At 71.7% G+C, this 18370-nt stretch carries 16 protein-coding genes; 3 read left to right on the top strand and 13 right to left on the bottom strand.

Going from position 1 to position 18370, the window contains the following annotated elements; translation table 11 throughout:
* Nucleotides 1-238: 238 nt before the first annotated feature.
* The 5 genes from ABT015_RS16090 to sodN all read right to left on the bottom strand — a co-directional run bounded on the left by ABT015_RS16090 (nucleotide 239) and on the right by sodN (nucleotide 4380).
* Complete coding sequence (locus tag ABT015_RS16090; RefSeq protein ID WP_350879652.1) at nucleotides 239-718, bottom strand: GNAT family N-acetyltransferase; 480 nt, start codon at nucleotides 716-718, stop codon at nucleotides 239-241.
* An 85-nt stretch (nucleotides 719-803) separates the two neighbouring features.
* Nucleotides 804-1799: an ABC transporter substrate-binding protein gene (locus ABT015_RS16085; RefSeq protein ID WP_350879651.1), complete on the bottom strand. Its 996-nt coding sequence runs from the start codon at nucleotides 1797-1799 to the stop codon at nucleotides 804-806.
* A 22-nt stretch (nucleotides 1800-1821) separates the two neighbouring features.
* Entirely contained in the window at nucleotides 1822-2586 is a 765-nt protein-coding gene (locus ABT015_RS16080) for an ABC transporter ATP-binding protein (RefSeq protein WP_350879650.1), read from the bottom strand.
* The gene (locus ABT015_RS16075; protein ID WP_350879649.1) at nucleotides 2586-3668 is read right to left on the bottom strand and encodes a FecCD family ABC transporter permease; all 1083 of its coding nucleotides are present in this window, start codon (nucleotides 3666-3668) and stop codon (nucleotides 2586-2588) included. The genes ABT015_RS16080 and ABT015_RS16075 overlap by 1 nt, the downstream gene beginning before the upstream one ends.
* 316 nt (nucleotides 3669-3984) lie before the next feature.
* A complete protein-coding gene (gene sodN, locus ABT015_RS16070) occupies nucleotides 3985-4380 on the bottom strand; it encodes a superoxide dismutase, Ni (protein ID WP_063347853.1) in 396 nt (131 codons plus the stop codon).
* Nucleotides 4381-4567: 187 nt separating this feature from the next.
* On the opposite strand from sodN, the gene sodX reads away from it, so the two are divergent.
* Nucleotides 4568-5023 carry a nickel-type superoxide dismutase maturation protease gene (sodX, locus tag ABT015_RS16065; RefSeq protein WP_502897327.1) on the top strand — a complete coding sequence of 152 codons (456 nt, stop codon included), beginning with the start codon at nucleotides 4568-4570 and terminating at the stop codon, nucleotides 5021-5023.
* Nucleotides 5024-5044: 21 nt separating this feature from the next.
* On the opposite strand, the gene ABT015_RS16060 is transcribed toward sodX, so the two are convergent.
* The 4 genes from ABT015_RS16060 to ABT015_RS16045 form a co-directional block, all read right to left on the bottom strand.
* Nucleotides 5045-5635: a CGNR zinc finger domain-containing protein gene (locus ABT015_RS16060; RefSeq protein WP_350879648.1), complete on the bottom strand. Its 591-nt coding sequence runs from the start codon at nucleotides 5633-5635 to the stop codon at nucleotides 5045-5047.
* A 113-nt stretch (nucleotides 5636-5748) separates the two neighbouring features.
* Nucleotides 5749-6501: an amino acid ABC transporter ATP-binding protein gene (locus ABT015_RS16055; protein WP_502897329.1), complete on the bottom strand. Its 753-nt coding sequence runs from the start codon at nucleotides 6499-6501 to the stop codon at nucleotides 5749-5751.
* A gap of 41 nt (nucleotides 6502-6542) precedes the next feature.
* Nucleotides 6543-7517 (bottom strand): amino acid ABC transporter permease, encoded by a 975-nt coding sequence (locus tag ABT015_RS16050; RefSeq protein ID WP_350879646.1) that lies wholly within the window; start codon nucleotides 7515-7517, stop codon nucleotides 6543-6545.
* 37 nt (nucleotides 7518-7554) lie between these two features.
* Nucleotides 7555-8487, bottom strand: coding sequence for an ABC transporter substrate-binding protein (locus ABT015_RS16045; protein ID WP_350879645.1), 933 nt, complete (start codon nucleotides 8485-8487; stop codon nucleotides 7555-7557).
* A 1007-nt stretch (nucleotides 8488-9494) separates the two neighbouring features.
* Here ABT015_RS16045 and ABT015_RS16040 point away from each other — a divergent pair.
* Complete coding sequence (locus ABT015_RS16040; RefSeq protein WP_350879644.1) at nucleotides 9495-10688, top strand: NAD(P)-dependent malic enzyme; 1194 nt, start codon at nucleotides 9495-9497, stop codon at nucleotides 10686-10688.
* A 125-nt stretch (nucleotides 10689-10813) separates the two neighbouring features.
* Nucleotides 10814-11776 (top strand): zinc-binding dehydrogenase, encoded by a 963-nt coding sequence (locus tag ABT015_RS16035; RefSeq protein ID WP_350879643.1) that lies wholly within the window; start codon nucleotides 10814-10816, stop codon nucleotides 11774-11776.
* Between the two features lie 152 nt (nucleotides 11777-11928).
* Here the strand turns inward: ABT015_RS16035 and ABT015_RS16030 are convergent, their stop codons facing one another.
* The 4 genes from ABT015_RS16030 to ABT015_RS16015 form a co-directional block, all read right to left on the bottom strand.
* Nucleotides 11929-12960 carry a PadR family transcriptional regulator gene (locus ABT015_RS16030; protein WP_350879642.1) on the bottom strand — a complete coding sequence of 344 codons (1032 nt, stop codon included), beginning with the start codon at nucleotides 12958-12960 and terminating at the stop codon, nucleotides 11929-11931.
* A gap of 1 nt (nucleotide 12961) precedes the next feature.
* Complete coding sequence (locus tag ABT015_RS16025) at nucleotides 12962-13870, bottom strand: DUF4097 family beta strand repeat-containing protein (protein WP_350879641.1); 909 nt, start codon at nucleotides 13868-13870, stop codon at nucleotides 12962-12964.
* 214 nt (nucleotides 13871-14084) lie between these two features.
* Nucleotides 14085-14264, bottom strand: coding sequence for a DUF6104 family protein (locus ABT015_RS16020; RefSeq protein WP_063347844.1), 180 nt, complete (start codon nucleotides 14262-14264; stop codon nucleotides 14085-14087).
* 126 nt (nucleotides 14265-14390) lie between these two features.
* On the bottom strand, nucleotides 14391-18152 hold the full coding sequence (locus tag ABT015_RS16015; protein WP_350879640.1) for a multifunctional oxoglutarate decarboxylase/oxoglutarate dehydrogenase thiamine pyrophosphate-binding subunit/dihydrolipoyllysine-residue succinyltransferase subunit: 3762 nt from the start codon (nucleotides 18150-18152) through the stop codon (nucleotides 14391-14393).
* Between the last annotated feature and the right edge of the window lie 218 nt (nucleotides 18153-18370).

Raw genomic sequence — 18370 nt, 5'->3', positions numbered from 1 at the left:
GGGTGACGCGCTGTGCTTCCGGGCCGGTGGCCGCGGCACTGTCTGTTGCTTGGCTCAACTGCTTCGCCCCAACTGTCCAGAGGGGTGGTGCGGTACGTACCGGTCATACCCTTCGCGGGGCGACCGGACGCCGCGTATCCGCCTGAGACCTTACCGCCTTCCACACGCCGGCCGGGGCTCGGGAGTCACTCATGGTAAGTCATCGCGACGCAGGGTGGCAGGGGTTCGGGCGGTCCGTTCAGTGACCGCCGCCGGCGGCGGCGAGCGCCTCGCCGGTGAGCCGGAAGACGGTCCAGCCGTCCATCGGCACCGCGCCGAGGGACTTGTAGAAGTCGATCGAGGGCGTGTTCCAGTCGAGCACCGACCACTCCACCCGCGCGTAGCCGCGTTCGACGGCGATCCGCGCCAGTTCCAGCAGCAGCGCCTTGCCGTGGCCGCCGCCGCGGGACTGCGGGCGGACGTACAGGTCCTCCAGGTAGATCCCGTGGGTGCCGCGCCAGGTCGAGAAGTTGAGGAACCAGACCGCGAAGCCGACCGGCTCGCCGGTGGCGTCGTCCTCGGCGATCAGGCCGAACAGCGCCGGGTCGGCGCCGAACAGGGCGTCGCGCAGCTGCTCCTCGGTGGCCACGGCCTCCTGCGGGGCCTGCTCGTACTCCGCGAGCTCGCGGATCAGGGCGAGGATGACGGGAACGTCGGTCACGACGGCGGTGCGGATCATGCCGCGAGCCTACTGCGCGCCCCCGGTCCCGGCCCAGGCCCGAGCGGGGCCGGGCCGGGACCGGGCGGGTCGGCAGTCGGGCGGGTCAGCGGGCGGGGACGGTGCGCAGGTAGTCGGCCAGCGCGGTGATCGCGGCCGGGTTGCGCGGGCTCTCCACCAGGTCGACGTAGTCCAGGACGAAGATCCGGTCGTTCCTGACCGCCGAGACGCCGGCCAGGGGCGGGAAGGACTTCAGGAAGGCGCGCTTGGCGTCGGCGCCGGTCTCGCCGTAGTTGTTGATCAGGATCACCTCGGGGTCGCGCTGCACCACGCTCTCCCAGCCGACGGTGACCCAGGTGTCCGCGAGGTCGCCCATCACGTTGGTCCCGCCGGCCTTGGCGATGATCTCGTCGGCCGCGGCGAACTTCCCGGCGGTGTACGGCTTGTCCTGCCCGCTGTCGTACAGGAACACGGACGGCCGGCGCTCGGGCTGCGGGGCGGCGGCGACCTGAGCCTTGAACCCGGCGACCAGCCTGTCCGCCCGGTCGCGGACGTCGAAGATCTCGCCGAGATTGGCCAGGTCGGTGTAGAGCGCGTCCAGCGGGGACATCACGCCGCGCTCGGTGCCCTTGCCGCTGCGGCAGGACTCGCTGAGCACGTACGAGGGAATGCCGAGGTCCTTGAGCGCCTGCGGGGTGAAGCCGCGGCCCTCGTCGAAGCCGTAGTGCCAGCCGGCGAAGACCAGGTCGGCCTTGGCGCCCAGCACGGTCTCCTTGGTGATCTCCTTCTTGGAGAGCCACGCGGTCTGCTGGTAGCCGTCCTTCCAGGCGACCTGGTCGACCCGGCCCTTGTCGTCGGGCATCACGTAGCCGGCCATCCGGTCGGCCAGGCCGAGGGCGAGCATCAGCTCGGTGATGCCGACGTCGTTGGTCACCGTCCGGGCGGGCTTCTGCGGGAAGGTGAGCTTGGTGCCGCAGTTCTCCACGGTCACCGGGTAGTGGGCGGAGGCGGCGGTGGCGTCGCCGCTCGGGGCGATCTCGGCGCCGCAGGCGGTGAGCCCGAGGGTGAGCAGGGCGGTGATGGCAACGGCCTTGGTGCGCACGGGGGTTCCTTCGGGGGGTGGGTCAGATCCGGTCGAAGAGCAGTTGGACGGCGCCGGTCGCCGGGTGCCGGACGGGGGTGGCCCGGACGCCGAACACCTCGGCCAGCAGGGCGGGTCGGAGCACCTCGGCGGGCGGCCCCGAGGCGACGATCCGGCCGGCCCGCAGCACGTACAGCAGGTCGCAGTGGCCGGCCGCCAGGTTGAGGTCGTGCAGCGCGGTGAGCACCGTCGGGCCGGCCTCCCGGACCAGCGCCAGCACGTCCAGCTGGTGGCCGATGTCCAGGTGGTTGGTGGGCTCGTCCAGCACCAGCAGCCGGGGCTCCTGGACCAGCGCGCGGGCGATCAGCACCCGCTGCTTCTCGCCGCCGGACAGGCTCAGGAAGCCCCGCCCGGCCAGCTGCTCGGCGCCGACCTTGCGCAGCGCCTCGGTGCAGCGCGCGTGGTCGTCCGCGCCCGGGCCGCCCAGGCCGCGCCGGTGCGGCAGCCGGCCCATGGCGACCACCTCGGCCACCGTGAAGTCGAACTCGGCGGAGTGCTCCTGGGGGAGTGCGGCCACCCGCCTGGCGGCCTCGCGCGCGGTCAGCGCGTGCAGGTCCGCGCCGTCCAGCCGGACGGCCCCGGCGGCCGGCCGCAGCGCCCGGTAGACGCAGCGCAGCAGCGTCGACTTGCCGCTGCCATTGGGCCCGACCAGCCCGACCACCTGCCCGGCGGCGGCGTCCAGGGCGACGTCGTGGACCAGCCGGGCGCCGGCCAGCTCGACCGAGACGGAGTCCAGGGCGAGATCCATCAGCGGCCTCCGAAGGAATAGCCGCGACGGCGCATCAGCAGCAGGAAACAGGGCACCCCGAGGACCGCGGTGACCACCCCGACCGGCAGTTCGGCGGGCGCCAGCAGGGTGCGCGAGACGATGTCCACCCAGACCAGCAGCAGCGCCCCGGCGAGCGGCGCGACCAGCAGCACCCGGCGGTGCCCGGCGCCGACCAGCATCCGGGCCAGGTGCGGCACCATCAGCCCGACGAAGCCGATCGCCCCGCTGACGGCCACCACCGTGCCGGTGACGGCGGCGGTCACCACGAACAGCTCGCGGCGCAGCCGGTCCGGGTCCACGCCCAGCGAGGCGGCCGTCTCGTCGCCCATGGCGAGCGCGTCCAGCCGGCCGGCGGAGCAGGCCAGATACGCCAGGCCGGCCAGCACGGTGGCGGCGGCGATCGGCACCGAGCCCCAGGTGGCGCCGCCGAGGCTGCCGAGCAGCCACATCATGGCGTCCCGGGCGGCCTCGCCGCGGGCGGCCGCGAAGACCATCAGCGCGGTGACGGCGGAGAAGCCGTAGGAGAGCGCGGTGCCGGTGAGCACCAGCCGCAGCGGGGTGAGCCCGTAGGCCGTCCGCGCCGCGAGGTAGACCAGCACCATGGCGACCAGCGCCGAGCCGAACGCGGAGGCCGAGATCGCCCACACCCCGAGCGAGGCGAAGGCGCCGAGCAGCAGCACGGCGTTGGCGCCGACGGCCGCGCCGGAGGAGATGCCGAGCACGAACGGGTCGGCCAGCGCGTTGCGCACCAGGGCCTGGACGGCGACGCCGGTGGCTGCCAGCCCGGCGCCGACCACGGCGGCCAGTACGGTGCGCGGCAGCCGGATCTCCCAGACGATCGCGTAGGCGGCGGCCTCGTCCGCCTCCAGCCGTCCGCCCGTCAGCCCGGCGGCCAGCAGCCGCAGGGCGCGGGGCAGGCCGATCCCGGAGGCGCCCAGCGCCACGCCGCAGAGCAGCGAGAGCAGCAGGGCGGCGGCCAGGCCGACGGCGAGCGGGAGGGCGGGTATTCGGCGGGCGGGCGGGCTCGTTGCGCCACTGCCCGCGGCTGCGGTGCTGCTCACGGTGCGCCTTGCCTCGGGCCGCGGGTGCGCGGGGGCGGCACCGGTCGGGTGCGGGCCCGGGCGCCATCCCCTCGCAGTCCACGGCGAGTTGTCGGGAGTTCAGCGGCCGGGGGCGATCGGGCTGGCACGGCCCCGGGGCCGTGCTCACCGTTGCGGGTCAGCGCCGGATTCACACCGGACTTCCCCCTCGGACGCCCTGGCAGCATAACAGCCACTCAGGCTAGGCAACCCTTACCGGGCCCGGGTGGGGCGTGGACGCACGACCGCCCCCGTCCGGGCTCGCGGACGGGGGCGGTCGGGTGGCGACGCGTCAGGCTCAGGCCTGCTTGGTCTCCCAGAAGATCTTGTCGACCTCGGCGATCAGGTCCAGCAGGGCCTGGCCGGTGGCGGGGTCGGTGGACGCCTTGGCGGCCGAGGCGGCCTTCAGGGTGTCGTTGATCAGCTGGTGCAGCTGCGGGTACTTCTCGAAGTGCGGGGCCTTGAAGTAGTCGCTCCACAGCACCGAGATGTGGTGCTTGACGGCCTCGGCACGCTGCTCCTTGATGATCAGGGCGCGGGTGCGGAAAGCCGGGTCCTCGTTGGCCTGGTACTTCTCCTGGGTGCCCTTGACCGACTCGGCCTCGATCCGGGCCTGCGCCGGGTCGTACACGCCGCAGGGCAGGTCACAGTGGGCGTGGGCGGTGGCGCGCGGTGCAAACAGACGAGAGAACATGGGAGTCCTTCCTTAGATCGTCTTCCCGCGCCCGAGATTACCCTTCCGCACCCGGGGTTTCGCGATCGGGCGGTGGGCCTAGGGCAAAAGGCGGACCCGGAACCGGGGTAATCCGGACACCGAACGGATCGAACGGGGTGACGGTCCGTACGGCAGACTGGGACCGGGCGGTCCGGGAGGAGGAGTCGTGGCGCGGAGCACGGAACCGGCGGGCACGGAACCCCGGGGGCGGGGCGGCGGCGCGGTGCCGTTCGGGCTGGTCGACGTGGCGGGCCCGTCGATGGTCCCGACCCTGCGCGAGGGCGACCAACTGCTGGTGCGCTACGGCGCGCCGATCCGGCCCGGTGCGGTGGTGCTCTTCCGGCACCCCTTCCAGCAGGACCTGCTGGTGGTGAAGCGGGCCGCCGAGCGGCGCCCGAGGGGCTGGTGGCTGCTGTCCGACAACCGGCCGGTGGACAGCGACAGCCGCAGCTACGGCCCGGTCCCGGACGAGCTGGTGCTCGGCCGGGTGCTGCTGCGGCTGCGCCCGCGCCCGGCCTGGCTGGCGCCGGGGCGGCGGCTGGAGCGGCTGCTGCTGAGCACCCGCCTGGCCCGGGTGCCGGGCCTGGCCCGCCGCCTGGGCGTCTGGGCGGAGCGACTCTGACCCCCTGAGCCCGGACAGGGCCTAGCCGGCGGCGCCGAGTGCCGCGGCCTCGGCCTCCTGGCGCTTGCGGGCCCGGTACGCGGCGACGTTGGCGCGGGTCGCGCAGCGGTCCGAGCAGTAGCGGCGGGAGCGGTTGGTCGAGGTGTCCAGGTAGGCGTTGCGGCAGGGTGCGGCCTGGCAGATGCCGAGCCGGTCGGCGCCCAGCTCGGTCAGGTGGACGGCCAGGCCCATGCAGGCGACCGCGCTGAAGTGCGCGGTGGCGGTCGGCGAGTTGTCGGCCAGGTGCAGGTGCCAGCGCGGCCGGCCGGCGTCGTCGAGGTAGTCGTGCCCGGAGACCAGCGGGCTGACCGGGTACTCCATCAGCAGGCTGTTCAGCAGGTCGACGCCCCGGATCTCGTCGCCCTCGGCGGCGGCCTCGAAGACCCCGCGCAGCCTGGTCCGGACCGCCCGCAGCCGGGGCAGGTCGGACTCGTCGGCCTGGGTGGCGGCCCGTGAGGAGTCGGAGAACAGGCCGCGCACCGCGTCCACGGACGTCAGCGTGTCGGTGCCGCGCTCGGGCTCCTCGGTGTTCACCAGCCGAACGGCGAGATCGGCGTACGAGGCGAGCTCCACGGAGGTCCTTCCAGAAGGTCGGTAACGGGCTGACTGCGTCCAGCCTATTACCTGAGTGGGGAAAACGTCGGCGCCCGGCAGGAGCATCCTGCCGGGCGCCGGTCGGTACGGTTCTACAGCACCTTGGAGAGGAAGGCGCGGGTGCGCTCGTGCCGGGGGTCGGTGAGCACCTCGCGCGGGTTGCCGGACTCGACCACCACGCCGCCGTCCATGAACACCAGCGCGTCGCCGACCTCGCGGGCGAAGCCCATCTCGTGGGTGACGACCACCATGGTCATGCCCTCCTCGGCGAGGCCGCGCATGACGTCGAGGACGTCGCCGACCAGTTCGGGGTCGAGCGCCGAGGTGGGCTCGTCGAACAGCATCAGCTTGGGCTTCATGGCCAGCGCCCGGGCGATCGCGACGCGCTGCTGCTGGCCGCCGGAGAGCTGGGAGGGGTAGTTCTTCGCCTTGTCGGCGAGGCCGACCCGCTCCAGCAGGACCATCGCCCGCTCCCGGGCGGCGGCCTTGCTCTCGCCCTTGACCTGGACCGGGGCCTCCATGACGTTCTCGACGGCCGTCATGTGCGGGAACAGGTTGAAGCGCTGGAAGACCATGCCGATGTCGCGCCGCTTGACGGCGACCTCGCGGTCCTTGAGCTCGTAGAGCTTGTCGCCCTTCTGCTGGTAGCCGACCAGTTCGCCGTCCACCCAGAGGCGTCCGCCGTTGATCTTCTCCAGGTGGTTGATGCACCGCAGGAAGGTCGACTTGCCGGAGCCGGAGGGGCCGATCAGGCAGAACACCTCGCCCTGCTTGACCTCCAGGTCGATGCCCTTGAGCACGTGCACGGAGCCGTAGGACTTGTGGACGCCCTCGGCGCGCACCATCGGCTGTCCGGTGGCGGCGGCCGGGGTCCTGCTCAGGTCGGTCATACGTGACCACCTCCCTCGAGCCCCGGGACGACGTCGGCGCCGGTCTTCGGGGCGGGCTTCCCGGCGAACAGGCCCCGCAGCCGCTGCAACGGGGTGGGCGGGAGGGTCCGGTTGGAGCCGCGGGCGTAGTAGCGCTCGATGTAGTACTGGCCGATGGTCAGCAGCGAGGTGAAGAACAGGTACCAGAGGCTGACGACGATCAGCAGCGGGATGTTCTGGTAGTTCCGGGAGTAGATGACCTGACCGGCCCGGAAGATCTCCTCCAGGGAGATCACGCTGACCAGCGAGGTGGTCTTGAGCATCGAGATGGTCTCGTTGCCGGTCGGCGGGATGATCACCCGCATGGCCTGGGGCAGGACGATCCGGCGCATGGTCTGGAACCGGCTCATGCCGAGCGCGTGGGCGGCCTCGGTCTGGCCCTCGTCCACCGACTGGATGCCGCCGCGGACGATCTCCGCCATGTAGGCGGCCTCGTTGAGGCCGAGGCCCAGCAGGGCGGCGACGAAGGTCGGGATCAGGACGTTGGTGTCCGCGGACCAGAACTCCGGCCCCCACGGGACGCCGATCGACAGCTTGGCCCAGATCAGGCCGAGGAAGTTCCAGAACACCAGCTGCACCAGCACCGGGGTGCCGCGGAAGACCCAGATGTACATCCAGGCGGTGCCGGAGAGCAGGGGGTTCGGGGACAGGCGCATCACGGCGAGGACGATGCCGCCGATCACGCCCATCAGCATGGAGAGGACGGTCAGTTCCAGCGTGACGACCATGCCGTGCACGATGCTGTCGTGGAACAGGTACTGCCCGACGATGTCCCACTTGAAAGCGGGGTTGGTGAAGAGGGCGCTCAGCAGCATCGCCGCGAGCAGGGCGATGACGACGGCGCCCACCCAGCGTCCGGGGTGGCGGACCGGGACGGCCTTGATGGTCTCAGGCCGTCCCTCCTCCGCCTTCCCCTTGTCCAGAGAGTTCACGGTGTGGCCTCGGGGGAGAGATGGAGCAGGCGGACGGTCAGTTCACGGCGCCGTTGACGGTCGACTTGTCGAGGGCGCCGGACTCGACGCCCCACTTGGTGAGGATCTGCTTGTAGGTGCCGTCGTCGATCAGCGACTGGACGGCGCCCTGGATCGCGGGGGTGAGCTTGGAGCCCTTGGCGACGGCGACGCCGTAGGGGGCCACGCCGTAGGTGGAGCCGAGCTTCTCCAGCTGGCCGCCGGCCTGCTTGATCGCGTAGTCGACGACCTGGGAGTCGGCCATCATCGCCTGGTCGCGGCCGGAGACGACGGCGTTGGTGACGTCCGTCTGGAGGTCGAACTTGTCGCCGTCGTTCTGGATGCCCGGCTTCCCGGCCTTGGCGCAGTCCGGGTTGCGGGTGTCCTTGATCTCGTCGGCCTGGGTGGTGCCGGTCTGGACGGCGACCTTCTTGCCGCACAGGTCGGCGGGGTCGACCTTGTCGGGGTTGCCCTTCTTGACCGCGATGGCGCTGCCGGAGTTGAAGTAGGTCACCATGTCGACGATCTGCTCGCGCTCCTTGTTGTCCGTGAAGGACGACATGCCGAGCTGGAACTTGTTCGACTGGATGCCGGGGATGATCGCGGTGAAGCCGGAGTCCTGGACGTCGGCCTTCAGGCCGAGCTTGGCCGCGATGGCGTTGGCCAGGTCCACGTCCATGCCGATGACCTTGCCGCTGTCGTCCTTGAACTCGTCCGGCGCGTACGAGGCGTCCGCGCCGACCACGAGCTTGCCGGAGGACTTGACGTCGGCGGGGACGAGGGCGGCGAGCTTGTCGTCGGCCTTGACCGCGTTGACGGTCGTGGAGGCGTTGGGCGCGCCGCTGCCACCGTCGCTCTTGCTGCTGCTGCTGCAGCCGGTCAGGACGAGGGTGACGGAGGCGGCGACCGCGCCGGCCGCGAGAAGCCGGGTGCGCTGGGTACGCGGGGTCATGAGGGGGATCTCCTCCTGAGGGAGAGGGCGGGCGGAGCGCGCCGCGGGGGGCGGCACACCGGGCTGGCAGGGCCGTGCGGCGCTGTACGGGTGTATTTCGCTGTACGTCGTCGTACGTGCAGGGCCGGGTGGTGCGATGCCTGCGCGGCGGGGCCGCCCAGGTTGCTACGGGGTACTGCTTCCGCCACCCTCCGCCGAGGTGGACGTCGAGCGAACCGCCTCGACCAGTGGCCGGCTCGATCCGAGATGGGGGGAATCCTGCCATCTGTGGACGGTCAGATGGCCCTCATCCAGATCAAAATCGGATAACGAGGGCCCGGGCTGTCCGCTATTCGGACTTATTCCGTGTTCCTGTCACCCCGTGCATAAGTATGCAGATCCCCCCGCCCGGTCCCCGGAGGCCCGCCGCCCGGTTCGGACGCCGCCGTCGACCGCGGTGCGGGGACGTCCGGGCGCCACGGTGACGCGCGGGTGTACGCGAAACGGCGGACGCGAGATCCGGCCATCCCGCCCTGCCGGGCCGGGCGGCGGGTGTGTCAGAATTCGGTACCGGGTGACCCCCGAACGCTCGAACCAGACCGCCGAGTCCCGACAGGCTCGGGGTGTCCGGGAACGGAAGTCATCACGTGGCTCCGTATCCGGGACGCCGACTCCCCAGCGCGTCTGCGTTCACTCCTGCGGGTGCGCGTGCCGCCATCACCGTTGCCGCCGCCGGAGCCCGGCGCTTCCGACGCCGGGCCCCAGTGACGCGACAGCTCGGCGATGAACTGCACGTGACGAGGACGAAAAGGCATAGGTGCGATGCCTTGGTCCGTCCTACGCTCGGCCCGGAAGCACTACGCGGACCAACAAGACCCATAAAACCCTCATCCGAGGGCGCCGCCCGACGGCAGCGCCCCGACCCAGCCCCCCGGGTCCGCTTCGGCGTACCCGGTTTCCGGTTTCCGGACGGGTCGTCCTGTCCGTCGGTCGCGCACCCTCGCCAGATCAATGACGAAGAGGTCATCGTGGCAGCGGAGATCATCAGCAGCACCCAGGACACCGTCGATCCGGTCGACGCCGTTTTCGCGCTCCACCGCGGCGGCAAGATGGAGATCCGGGCGACCGTCCCGGTGCGCGACGCGGACGACCTGTCCCTCGCCTACACGCCCGGTGTCGCCCGCGTCTGCACGGCCATCGCCGAGCAGCCGGAGCTGGTCAACGACTACACCTGGAAGTCCAACACCGTCGCCGTGGTCACCGACGGCACCGCCGTGCTGGGCCTCGGCGACATCGGCCCGGAGGCCTCCCTGCCCGTGATGGAGGGCAAGGCCATCCTGTTCAAGCAGTTCGGCGGCGTGGACGCGGTGCCGATCGCGCTCGCCTGCACCGAGGTCGACGAGATCGTCGAGACCGTGGTGCGGCTGGCGCCCTCCTTCGGCGGCGTCAACCTGGAGGACATCTCCGCCCCCCGCTGCTTCGAGATCGAGCGCCGGCTCCAGGAGGCCGTGGACATCCCGGTCTTCCACGACGACCAGCACGGCACCGCGATCGTCACCACCGCCGCCCTGTGGAACGCGGCCGAGGTGACCGGCCGTGAGATCGGCTCGCTGCGGGCCGTCATCTCCGGCGCCGGCGCGGCCGGCATCGCCATCGCCAAGATGCTGGTGGCGGCGGGCATCGGCGACGTCGCGGTCTGCGACCGCAGGGGCGTGGTGTACGACGGCCGCGGCGACCTCACCGACGTCAAGGCCGAGATCGCCGAACTGACCAACCGCACCGGCCTCAAGGGCACCCTGGCCGACGCGCTGGCCGGCGCCGACGTGTTCATCGGCGTCTCCGGCGGCACCGTGCCGGAGGAGGTCGTCGCGACCATGGCCGCGGGCGCGTTCATCTTCGCGATGGCCAACCCCACCCCGGAGATCCACCCCGAGGTCGCGCACAAGTACGCGGCGGTCGTCGCCACCGGGCGCAGCGACTTCCCGAACCAGATCAACAACGTGCTGGCCTTCCCCGGCATCTTCGCCGGCGCCCTCCAGGTGCGGGCCAGCCGGATCACCGAGGGCATGAAGCTGGCCGCCGCCAAGGCGCTGGCCGGTGTCGTCGCCGACGAGCTGACGCCGCAGAAGGTCATCCCCTCGCCGTTCGACGAGCGGGTCGCCCCGGCGGTCACCAAGGCCGTCGCCGAGGCCGCCCGGGCCGAGGGCGTGGCCCGGATCTGACGATCCGGTCGCCGCTGCCGGACGGGACCCGGCGGGAGCGGCGCCGCCGACACGGCCGGGGCCGGGACACGCGTCACACCCGCGCGTGGTTCCCGGCCCCGGCCGGCGCGGCTATCGTCCGCAGCATGTTTGCTGCCTACGCCGCACGTATCGACGCCGACGACCCGCTCAGCGGACTGGAGTTGGGTGAACTCCCCGAGCCGCAGGCCCGCCCCGGATGGAGCGTGGTCACGGTCAGGGCCGCCAGCCTCAACCACCACGACCTGTGGTCGCTGCGCGGGGTCGGCCTGCCCGCCGGACGGCTACCGATGATCCTCGGCTGCGACGCCGCCGGTGTCGACGAGCACGGCAACGAGGTCGTCCTCCACTCGGTGATCGGCCAGAGCGGCCACGGGGTCGGCCCGGACGAACCCCGGTCCATCCTGACCGAGCGCTACCAGGGCACCTTCGCCCAGCAGGTGGCCGTGCCCACCTGGAACCTGCTGCCCAAGCCCGCCGAACTCAGCTTCGAGGAGGCCGCCTGCCTGCCCACGGCCTGGCTGACGGCCTACCGGATGCTGTTCACCAACGCCGGGGTCAAGCCCGGTGACACCGTCCTGGTGCAGGGCGCGGGCGGCGGCGTGGCGACCGCGCTGATCGTCCTCGGCAAGGCCGCCGGGCTGCGGGTCTGGGTCACCGGCCGGGACGAGGCCAAGCGCCGCCGGGCGGTCGAACTCGGAGCCGACGCCGCCTTCGAGAGCGGTGCCCGGCTGCCGGCCCGGGTGGACGCGGTGATGGAGACGGTCGGCGCCGCGACCTGGGCGCACTCGGTGAAGGCGCTGCGCCCGGGCGGCACCGTCGTCATCTCCGGGGCCACCTCCGGCCCCAACCCGAGTGCCACCGAGCTGAACCGGATCTTCTTTCTGGAACTCAAGGTGGTCGGCTCGACGATGGGCACCAAGGAGGAACTGGCCGGGCTGCTCTCGCTGTGCGAGACCAGCGGCGTCCGGCCGGTGATCGACTCGGTGCTGCCGCTGGCCGAGGCCCGGGACGGCTTCGCGCGGCTCGCCAAGGGCGACGTCTTCGGCAAGATCGTGCTGACGCCGTGACGCCGTGACGCCGTGACGCCGTGACGCCGTGACGCCGTGACGCCGTGACGCCGTGTGGCCGTGACGCCGTGTGGCCCTGACGCGGACCGGCCCGGCACGCTCCGCGGAGCGTGCCGGGCCGGTGGTGGTCCGGCGGTCTGCCGGTCTGCCGGTCAGCCGAGCAGGCGCTTCAGCCGCTCGCCGGCCGAGCCCAGCACCGAGCGGGCCTCGGCCAGCTTGTCGCCGCTCACGCCGCCGTCCCGGGCCGCGTCGCGGACCTGGTCGCGGAAGCGGTCGAGCAGCCGCTCCAGTTCGCGGGCCGGGTCGCCGGCCGGGTCGGTCCGCGCCCACGGCGGCAGGTCGGCCGGGGCGGTCGGGGCGGTCGGCTCGTCCTTGTCCAGGTCGATCCGGGTGACGGTGACCTCCTCGGCCGGCCCGTCGGCCGGCTGGCCCCAGCGGGCCGCGTCGGCCAGCCCGGACAGGCCCTTGGTCAGCTCGGCCAGGCCCTCGGCCAGGCCGGTCGGCCAGTCGCCCTTGGCGGCGTGCTCGCGCACCTGCTGCTCGACCCGGCGCTTGATCCGCAGCGCCTCCTGCTGCGCGGCCGTCCGCGAGGCCTTGGCCTGCTCGCGCAGCCGGCGGGCCTCCTCCTCGGCGGCCTTCGCCTTGGCCTTGGCGGCCTTCTCCTGCTCCCGGGCGCGCTTGGCCTGGTCCTTGGCCTGCCGTTTGAACTGGGCGAACTCCTCCTTGGCACGCTGCCAGGACTCGTTGTCGCCCCACGGGCCGGACCACGGGTCCCCGCTCTCGGCGCGGTCCGGCCGGGGGGCCTGCCGGGCGGCCTGCCACAGCTCCTCGCGCAGGTCCTTGGCGCTGTCCCGGACGTCCTCGCGGATCGCCCCGGCCAACTGCGCCACGGAGTCGTGGATCTCCACTTCCAGGTCGTCCAACTCGCCCTGTCGGGCTTCCAGTTCGGTGCGCCCGGCGTCGGTCAGCCGGTAGACCTTGCGGCCGCCCTCGGTGCTGTGGGTGACCAGGCCCTCCTGCTCCAGCTTGGCGAGCCGGGGGTAGACCGTCCCGGCGGAGGGCGCGTACAGGCCCTGGAAGCGCTCCTCCAGCAGGCGGATCACCTCGTAGCCGTGCCGCGGGGCCTCGTCGAGCAGCTTCAGCAGGTAGAGCCGGAGCCGGCCGTGGCCGAACACGGGCGTCATCTCACGCCTCCTTGGTGAGGTCGGGCTTGCCGAGTCCGGCCGGGAGCTCCTTGACGACCACCGGCGCCTCGTCCTCGGGGTCGGGGCGGCGCAGCACGGTGACGCCGCCGGAGACGGTGGTCACGGCGAGGCTGCCCCGGCCGTCGCCGAGCTGGCCGGACAGGCGCTTGGCGCCCCAGCTGCCGCTGAGCTTGAGGCCGTCGAAGGTGCTGGAGATGTCGCCGCTGGTGGAGCCGGCCTCGACCTTGGCGTCGGCCAGCGAGGGGATCCGGATGACGACCGGGCCGCTGACGGTGGTGACCTTGATGTCGGCCGGGTTGGCGACGTCGAGGTCCAGGGTGACGGCGCCGGTGACGGCGTTGGCCTGGATCCGGTCGGCGGTGCCGGCGACGACGGTGAGCTGGCCGGAGACGGTGTTGACCTTGAGCTGGCCGGCCACCGACTGGGCGTCGACGTCGCCGGTGACGGTGTTGGCCTCGGTACGGCCGGTCAGGCCGACCAGGGTGGCGTCGCCGCTGGCGCTCTGCACCGAGACGTGCCCGGTGATCCCGGAGACGGTGGCGCCGGCCGAGACGGTGCCGACCTTGACCTCGGCGTCGGCCGGGACGGTCAGGGTGACGCCGGCGACGCGCTTGCGCTTGAAGGAGCCGAAGAAGCCCTTGACCGCGTCGACCGACTTGAGCCGGTCGCCGAACTCGCCCCAGCTGTTGATGTCCTTGTAGGTGACCGTCAGGACGCCGTCCACCAGGGTCACGTGCAGCGGCTCGCCCCGGAGCTCGGTGACCTCCAGGCGGGCCGGGCCCTCGGCCGCCACCACGTTCACCGTGCCGTCGATGATCCGCACGTGCAGCGCCCGGACCGGCTCGTCGATGGTGATCCTCTCGGGACCCTCGACCGTCCACTGGCTCATCTCTGCCGCCTCCCGTTGCCGATCGCGATGTATCGCGTTCTCTTTTAAAGACGATATATCGCGTGACGCGCAAGTCAAGCGCGCCGCCCGGGATCCCGCCCCTGAGCCGCCCCCGAGGCGCCCCCTACGGGCGGGCGCGGGTACGCGAGGGGCCCGGTAGGCGATCGCCTGCCGGGCCCCTCGTCAGCGGTTCAGTGCGACGGCGCCGCACCGGTCACTCGTCGTCCTCGTCGTCGAGCCGGGCCAGCCAGGTGGCCAGCCGCTCGACCGGGATCTCGAAGTCCGGGTTGAGGTCGACGAACTCGCGCAGTCGCTCGGCCAGCCACTCGAAGGTGACCTCCTCGTCGCCGCGCCGGTTCTGCAGCTCCTCGATGCCGCGGTCGGTGAAGTACACGGGTTCACTCCGGTCCGGTGGGGATTGACCTGGTCAGGATAGTCGGGGACGCCCGCGGCCCCCGTCTCCCAGGGGAGGACGGGGGCCGCGGGCGTCGGTGCTCCAGCGCCTCGGGGCGTCAGGGCCTCAGAGCGAGTAGACCTCTTCGATCAGCGCCTGCTGCTCGGCGGCGTGCCGCTTGGCCGAGCCGACCGCCGGGGACGAGGCCGTCGTGCGGGCGACGCGGCGCAGCCGCGAGCCGTTGGCGCTGCGGCCGACGACGACCTGGAGGTGGTCGACCAGGTTCATCGCGATGAACGGCCAGGCGCCCTGGTTGTCCGGCTCCTCCTGCGCCCAGACGAACTGGACGTCGTCGCCGTAGCGGGCGAGCTCCTCCTGGAGCTCGGCCACCGGCAGCGGGTAGAGCCGCTCGACCCGGACGATCGCGGTGTCGGTGACGCCGCGCTCGGTGCGGGCCGCCGCCAGGTCGTAGTAGAACTTGCCGGCGGTGATGACGACCTTGCGCACCTGCGCCGGGTCGACGGTGTTGTCACCGATGACCGGGCGGAAGGAACCGGACAGGAACTCCTCGGTCGCACTCGCCGCGGCCTTGAGACGCAGCATCGACTTCGGGGTGAAGACGACCAGCGGCTTGTGGTGCGGGTTGTGCGCCTGCCAGCGCAGCAGGTGGAAGTAGTTCGACGGCAGGGTCGGCATGGCGACCGTCATGTTGTTCTGCGCGCACAGCTGCAGGAAGCGCTCCGGGCGGGCGGACGAGTGGTCCGGGCCCTGGCCCTCGTAGCCGTGCGGCAGCAGCAGGGTGACGCCCGAGTGCTGGCCCCACTTCTGCTCGGCGGAGGCGATGTACTCGTCCACCACGGTCTGCGCGCCGTTGACGAAGTCGCCGAACTGCGCCTCCCACATGACCAGCGAGTTCGGGCGGGTCAGCGAGTAGCCGTACTCGAAGCCCATCGCCGCGTACTCCGACAGCAGGCTGTCGTAGACGGTGTAGCGGGCCTGGTCCTCGGTGAGGTACTGCAGCGGGGTGTAGTCCTCGCCGGTGTTGCGGTCGATCAGGACGGCGTGCCGCTGGCCGAAGGTGCCGCGGCGGCTGTCCTGGCCGGCCAGGCGGACCGGGTGGCCCTCCATGAGCAGCGAGCCGATGGCGAGGGTCTCGCCCGTCGCCCAGTCGATGGTGTTGTCCTCGACGGAGGCGGCGCGGCGCTGGAGCTGCGGCAGCAGGCGCGGGTGGACGGTCAGCCAGTCCGGCAGGTTGACCTGCGAGGCGGCGATCCGCTTGACCATCTCCTGGGAGATGCCGGTCTGGATGTTGACCGGGAAGTCGGCGACCGGCTTGCCGGCGGTGGCCGGGGCCGGGGTCTGGGCGGCGTCGCGGACCTCGGCGAAGACCTTCTCCAGCTGGCCCTGGAAGTCCTGGAGCGCCTGCTCCGCCTCTTCCATGGTGATGTCGCCGCGACCGATCAGGCCCTCGGTGTACAGCTTGCGCACCGAGCGCTTCTTGTCGATCAGGTCGTACATCAGCGGCTGGGTGAACGACGGGTTGTCGGCCTCGTTGTGACCGCGGCGGCGGTAGCAGATGAGGTCGATCACGACGTCCTTGTGGAACGCCTGGCGGAACTCGAAGGCGAGCCGCGCGACGCGGACCACGGCCTCCGGGTCGTCGCCGTTGACGTGGAAGATCGGGGCCTCGATCATCCGGGCCACGTCGGTGCAGTACATCGAGGAGCGCGAGGACGCCGGCGCGGCGGTGAAGCCGACCTGGTTGTTGACCACCAGGTGGATCGTGCCGCCGGTGCGGTAGCCGCGCAGCTGCGACATGTTCAGGGTCTCCGCGACGACGCCCTGGCCGGCGAAGGCCGCGTCGCCGTGGATCTGGATCGGCAGCACCGGGAAGGTGGTGCCGCCCTGGTCCAGGATGTCCTGCTTGGCGCGGGCGATGCCCTCGACGACCGGGTCGACCGTCTCCAGGTGGGAGGGGTTCGCGGCGAGCGAGACCTTGATGGTCTCGCCGTCGAGGCCGGTGAAGGTGCCCTCGGAGCCGAGGTGGTACTTCACGTCGCCGGAGCCGTGCATCGACTTCGGGTCGAGGTTGCCCTCGAACTCGCCGAAGATCTTGCCGTACGGCTTGCCGACGATGTTGGCCAGCACGTTCAGGCGGCCGCGGTGGGCCATGCCGATGACGGCCTCGTCGAGGCGGTGCTCGGCGGCGGCGTCGATGGTCGCGTCCAGCAGCGGGATGAGCGACTCGCCGCCCTCCAGCGAGAAGCGCTTCTGCCCGACGTACTTGGTCTGCAGGAAGGTCTCGAAGGCCTCGGCCGAGTTCAGCCGGCGCAGGATGCGCAGCTGCTCCTCGCGCTCGGGCTTGGAGTACGGCTTCTCCAGGCGCTCCTGCAGCCACCTGCGCTGCTTCGGGTCCTGGATGTGCATGTACTCGACGCCGACGGTGCGGCAGTACGTGTTGCGCAGCAGGCCGAGGATGTCGCGGAGCTTCATCATCTTCTGGCCGCCGAAACCACCGACCGCGAACTCGCGCTCCAGGTCCCACAGGGTGAGGCCGTGGGTGGTGACGTCCAGGTCGGGGTGCTTGCGCTGCTTGTACTCCAGCGGGTCCGTGTCGGCCATCAGGTGGCCGCGCACGCGGTACGCGTGGATCAGCTCCATGACGCGGGCGGTCTTGTTGACCTCGTCGTCGTGGGTGGTGGCGACGTCGGTGGCCCAGCGGACCGGCTCGTACGGGATCCGCAGCGACTCGAAGATCTCGTCGTAGAACCCCTTCTCGCCGAGGAGGAGGCGGTGGATCTCGCGCAGGAACTCGCCGGACGCCGCGCCCTGGATGACGCGGTGGTCGTAGGTCGAGGTCAGCGTCATGATCTTGGAGACGCCCAGGCGGGACAGGGTCTCCGGGGCGGAGCCCTGGAACTCGGCCGGGTACTCCATGGCGCCGACGCCGACGATGGTGCCCTGGTTCTGCATCAGGCGCGGCACGGAGTGCACGGTGCCGATGCCGCCGGGGTTGGTCAGCGAGACCGTGACGCCGGTGAAGTCGTCCATGGTCAGCTTGTTGGCGCGGGCCCGGCGGACGATGTCCTCGTAGGCCTGCCAGAAGCCGAAGAAGTCGAGGGTCTCGGCCTTCTTGATGGCCGCAACGACGAGCTGGCGGTCGCCGTTCGGCTTGACCAGGTCGATGGCCAGGCCGAGGTTGACGTGCTCGGGCTTGACCAGGAAGGCCTTGCCGTTCTCCACCTTGTAGCTGTAGTTCATGCCCGGGGCGGCCTTGACGGCCTGGACCAGGGCGTAGCCGATCAGGTGGGTGAAGGAGACCTTGCCGCCGCGGGCGCGCTGCAGGTGGTTGTTGATGACGATGCGGTTGTCGATCAACAGCTTCGCGGGCACCGCGCGGACCGAGGTCGCGGTCGGCACCTCCAGCGAGGCGTCCATGTTGGTGGCGACGGCCTTGGCCGGGCCGCGCAGCTGGATCAGCTCGGGGCCGGCGGGCGCGTCCGCCGCGGCGGCGGCCGGAGCGGCCGGAGCGGCGGCCTTGGGGGCCGGGGCCGGGGGCGCGACGGGGGCTGCGGCGAGCGGCGCGGGGGCCGGCGCCGGAGCGGCCGGGGCGGCCGGTGCGGCGGGGGCGGTCGCGGCCGGAGCAGCAGCAGCGGGCGCGGGGGCAGCGGCAGGGGTCGGCGTGGGGCCGGCCTGGGTCGCGGCCTGGGTCACTGGGGTCACCTCGGTACCGGGCTTGTAGTCGGCGAAAAAGTCCCACCAGGCTCGGTCGACCGAGTTCGGGTCCTGGAGGTACTGCTGGTAGATCTCATCGACGAGCCACTCATTGGGACCGAAGCCAGTGGAGCTAGCCGAGCTATTGGGGGTTTCAGGGGACTGTGGCGACACGGCGGCAACCGCCCTCTTCCGCTTCCTTTTGGGATGTTTGGACAGCGGGGATTAAGGCTACGCCCCTGACCAGTGATCGCGCAGTCCCCGGGCCCCAGGCGTCGCCCAGATCACAGTCCTGACCTGCAGTTTGGCTGAAAATGTGCGTTAGAAAGCCGTATCTGAGGGGAACCGATCGCCTCCACCCATAGGGCATATCCGGACAAAAACGGACAAAG

The organism is Kitasatospora sp. NPDC094016 (genome assembly GCF_040304045.1).
In the GTDB taxonomy this organism is placed as follows: Bacteria; Actinomycetota; Actinomycetes; order Streptomycetales; family Streptomycetaceae; genus Kitasatospora.
The sequence above is the reverse complement of the archived record's forward strand: the minus strand, read 5'-3'. Positions and strand labels throughout refer to the sequence as shown.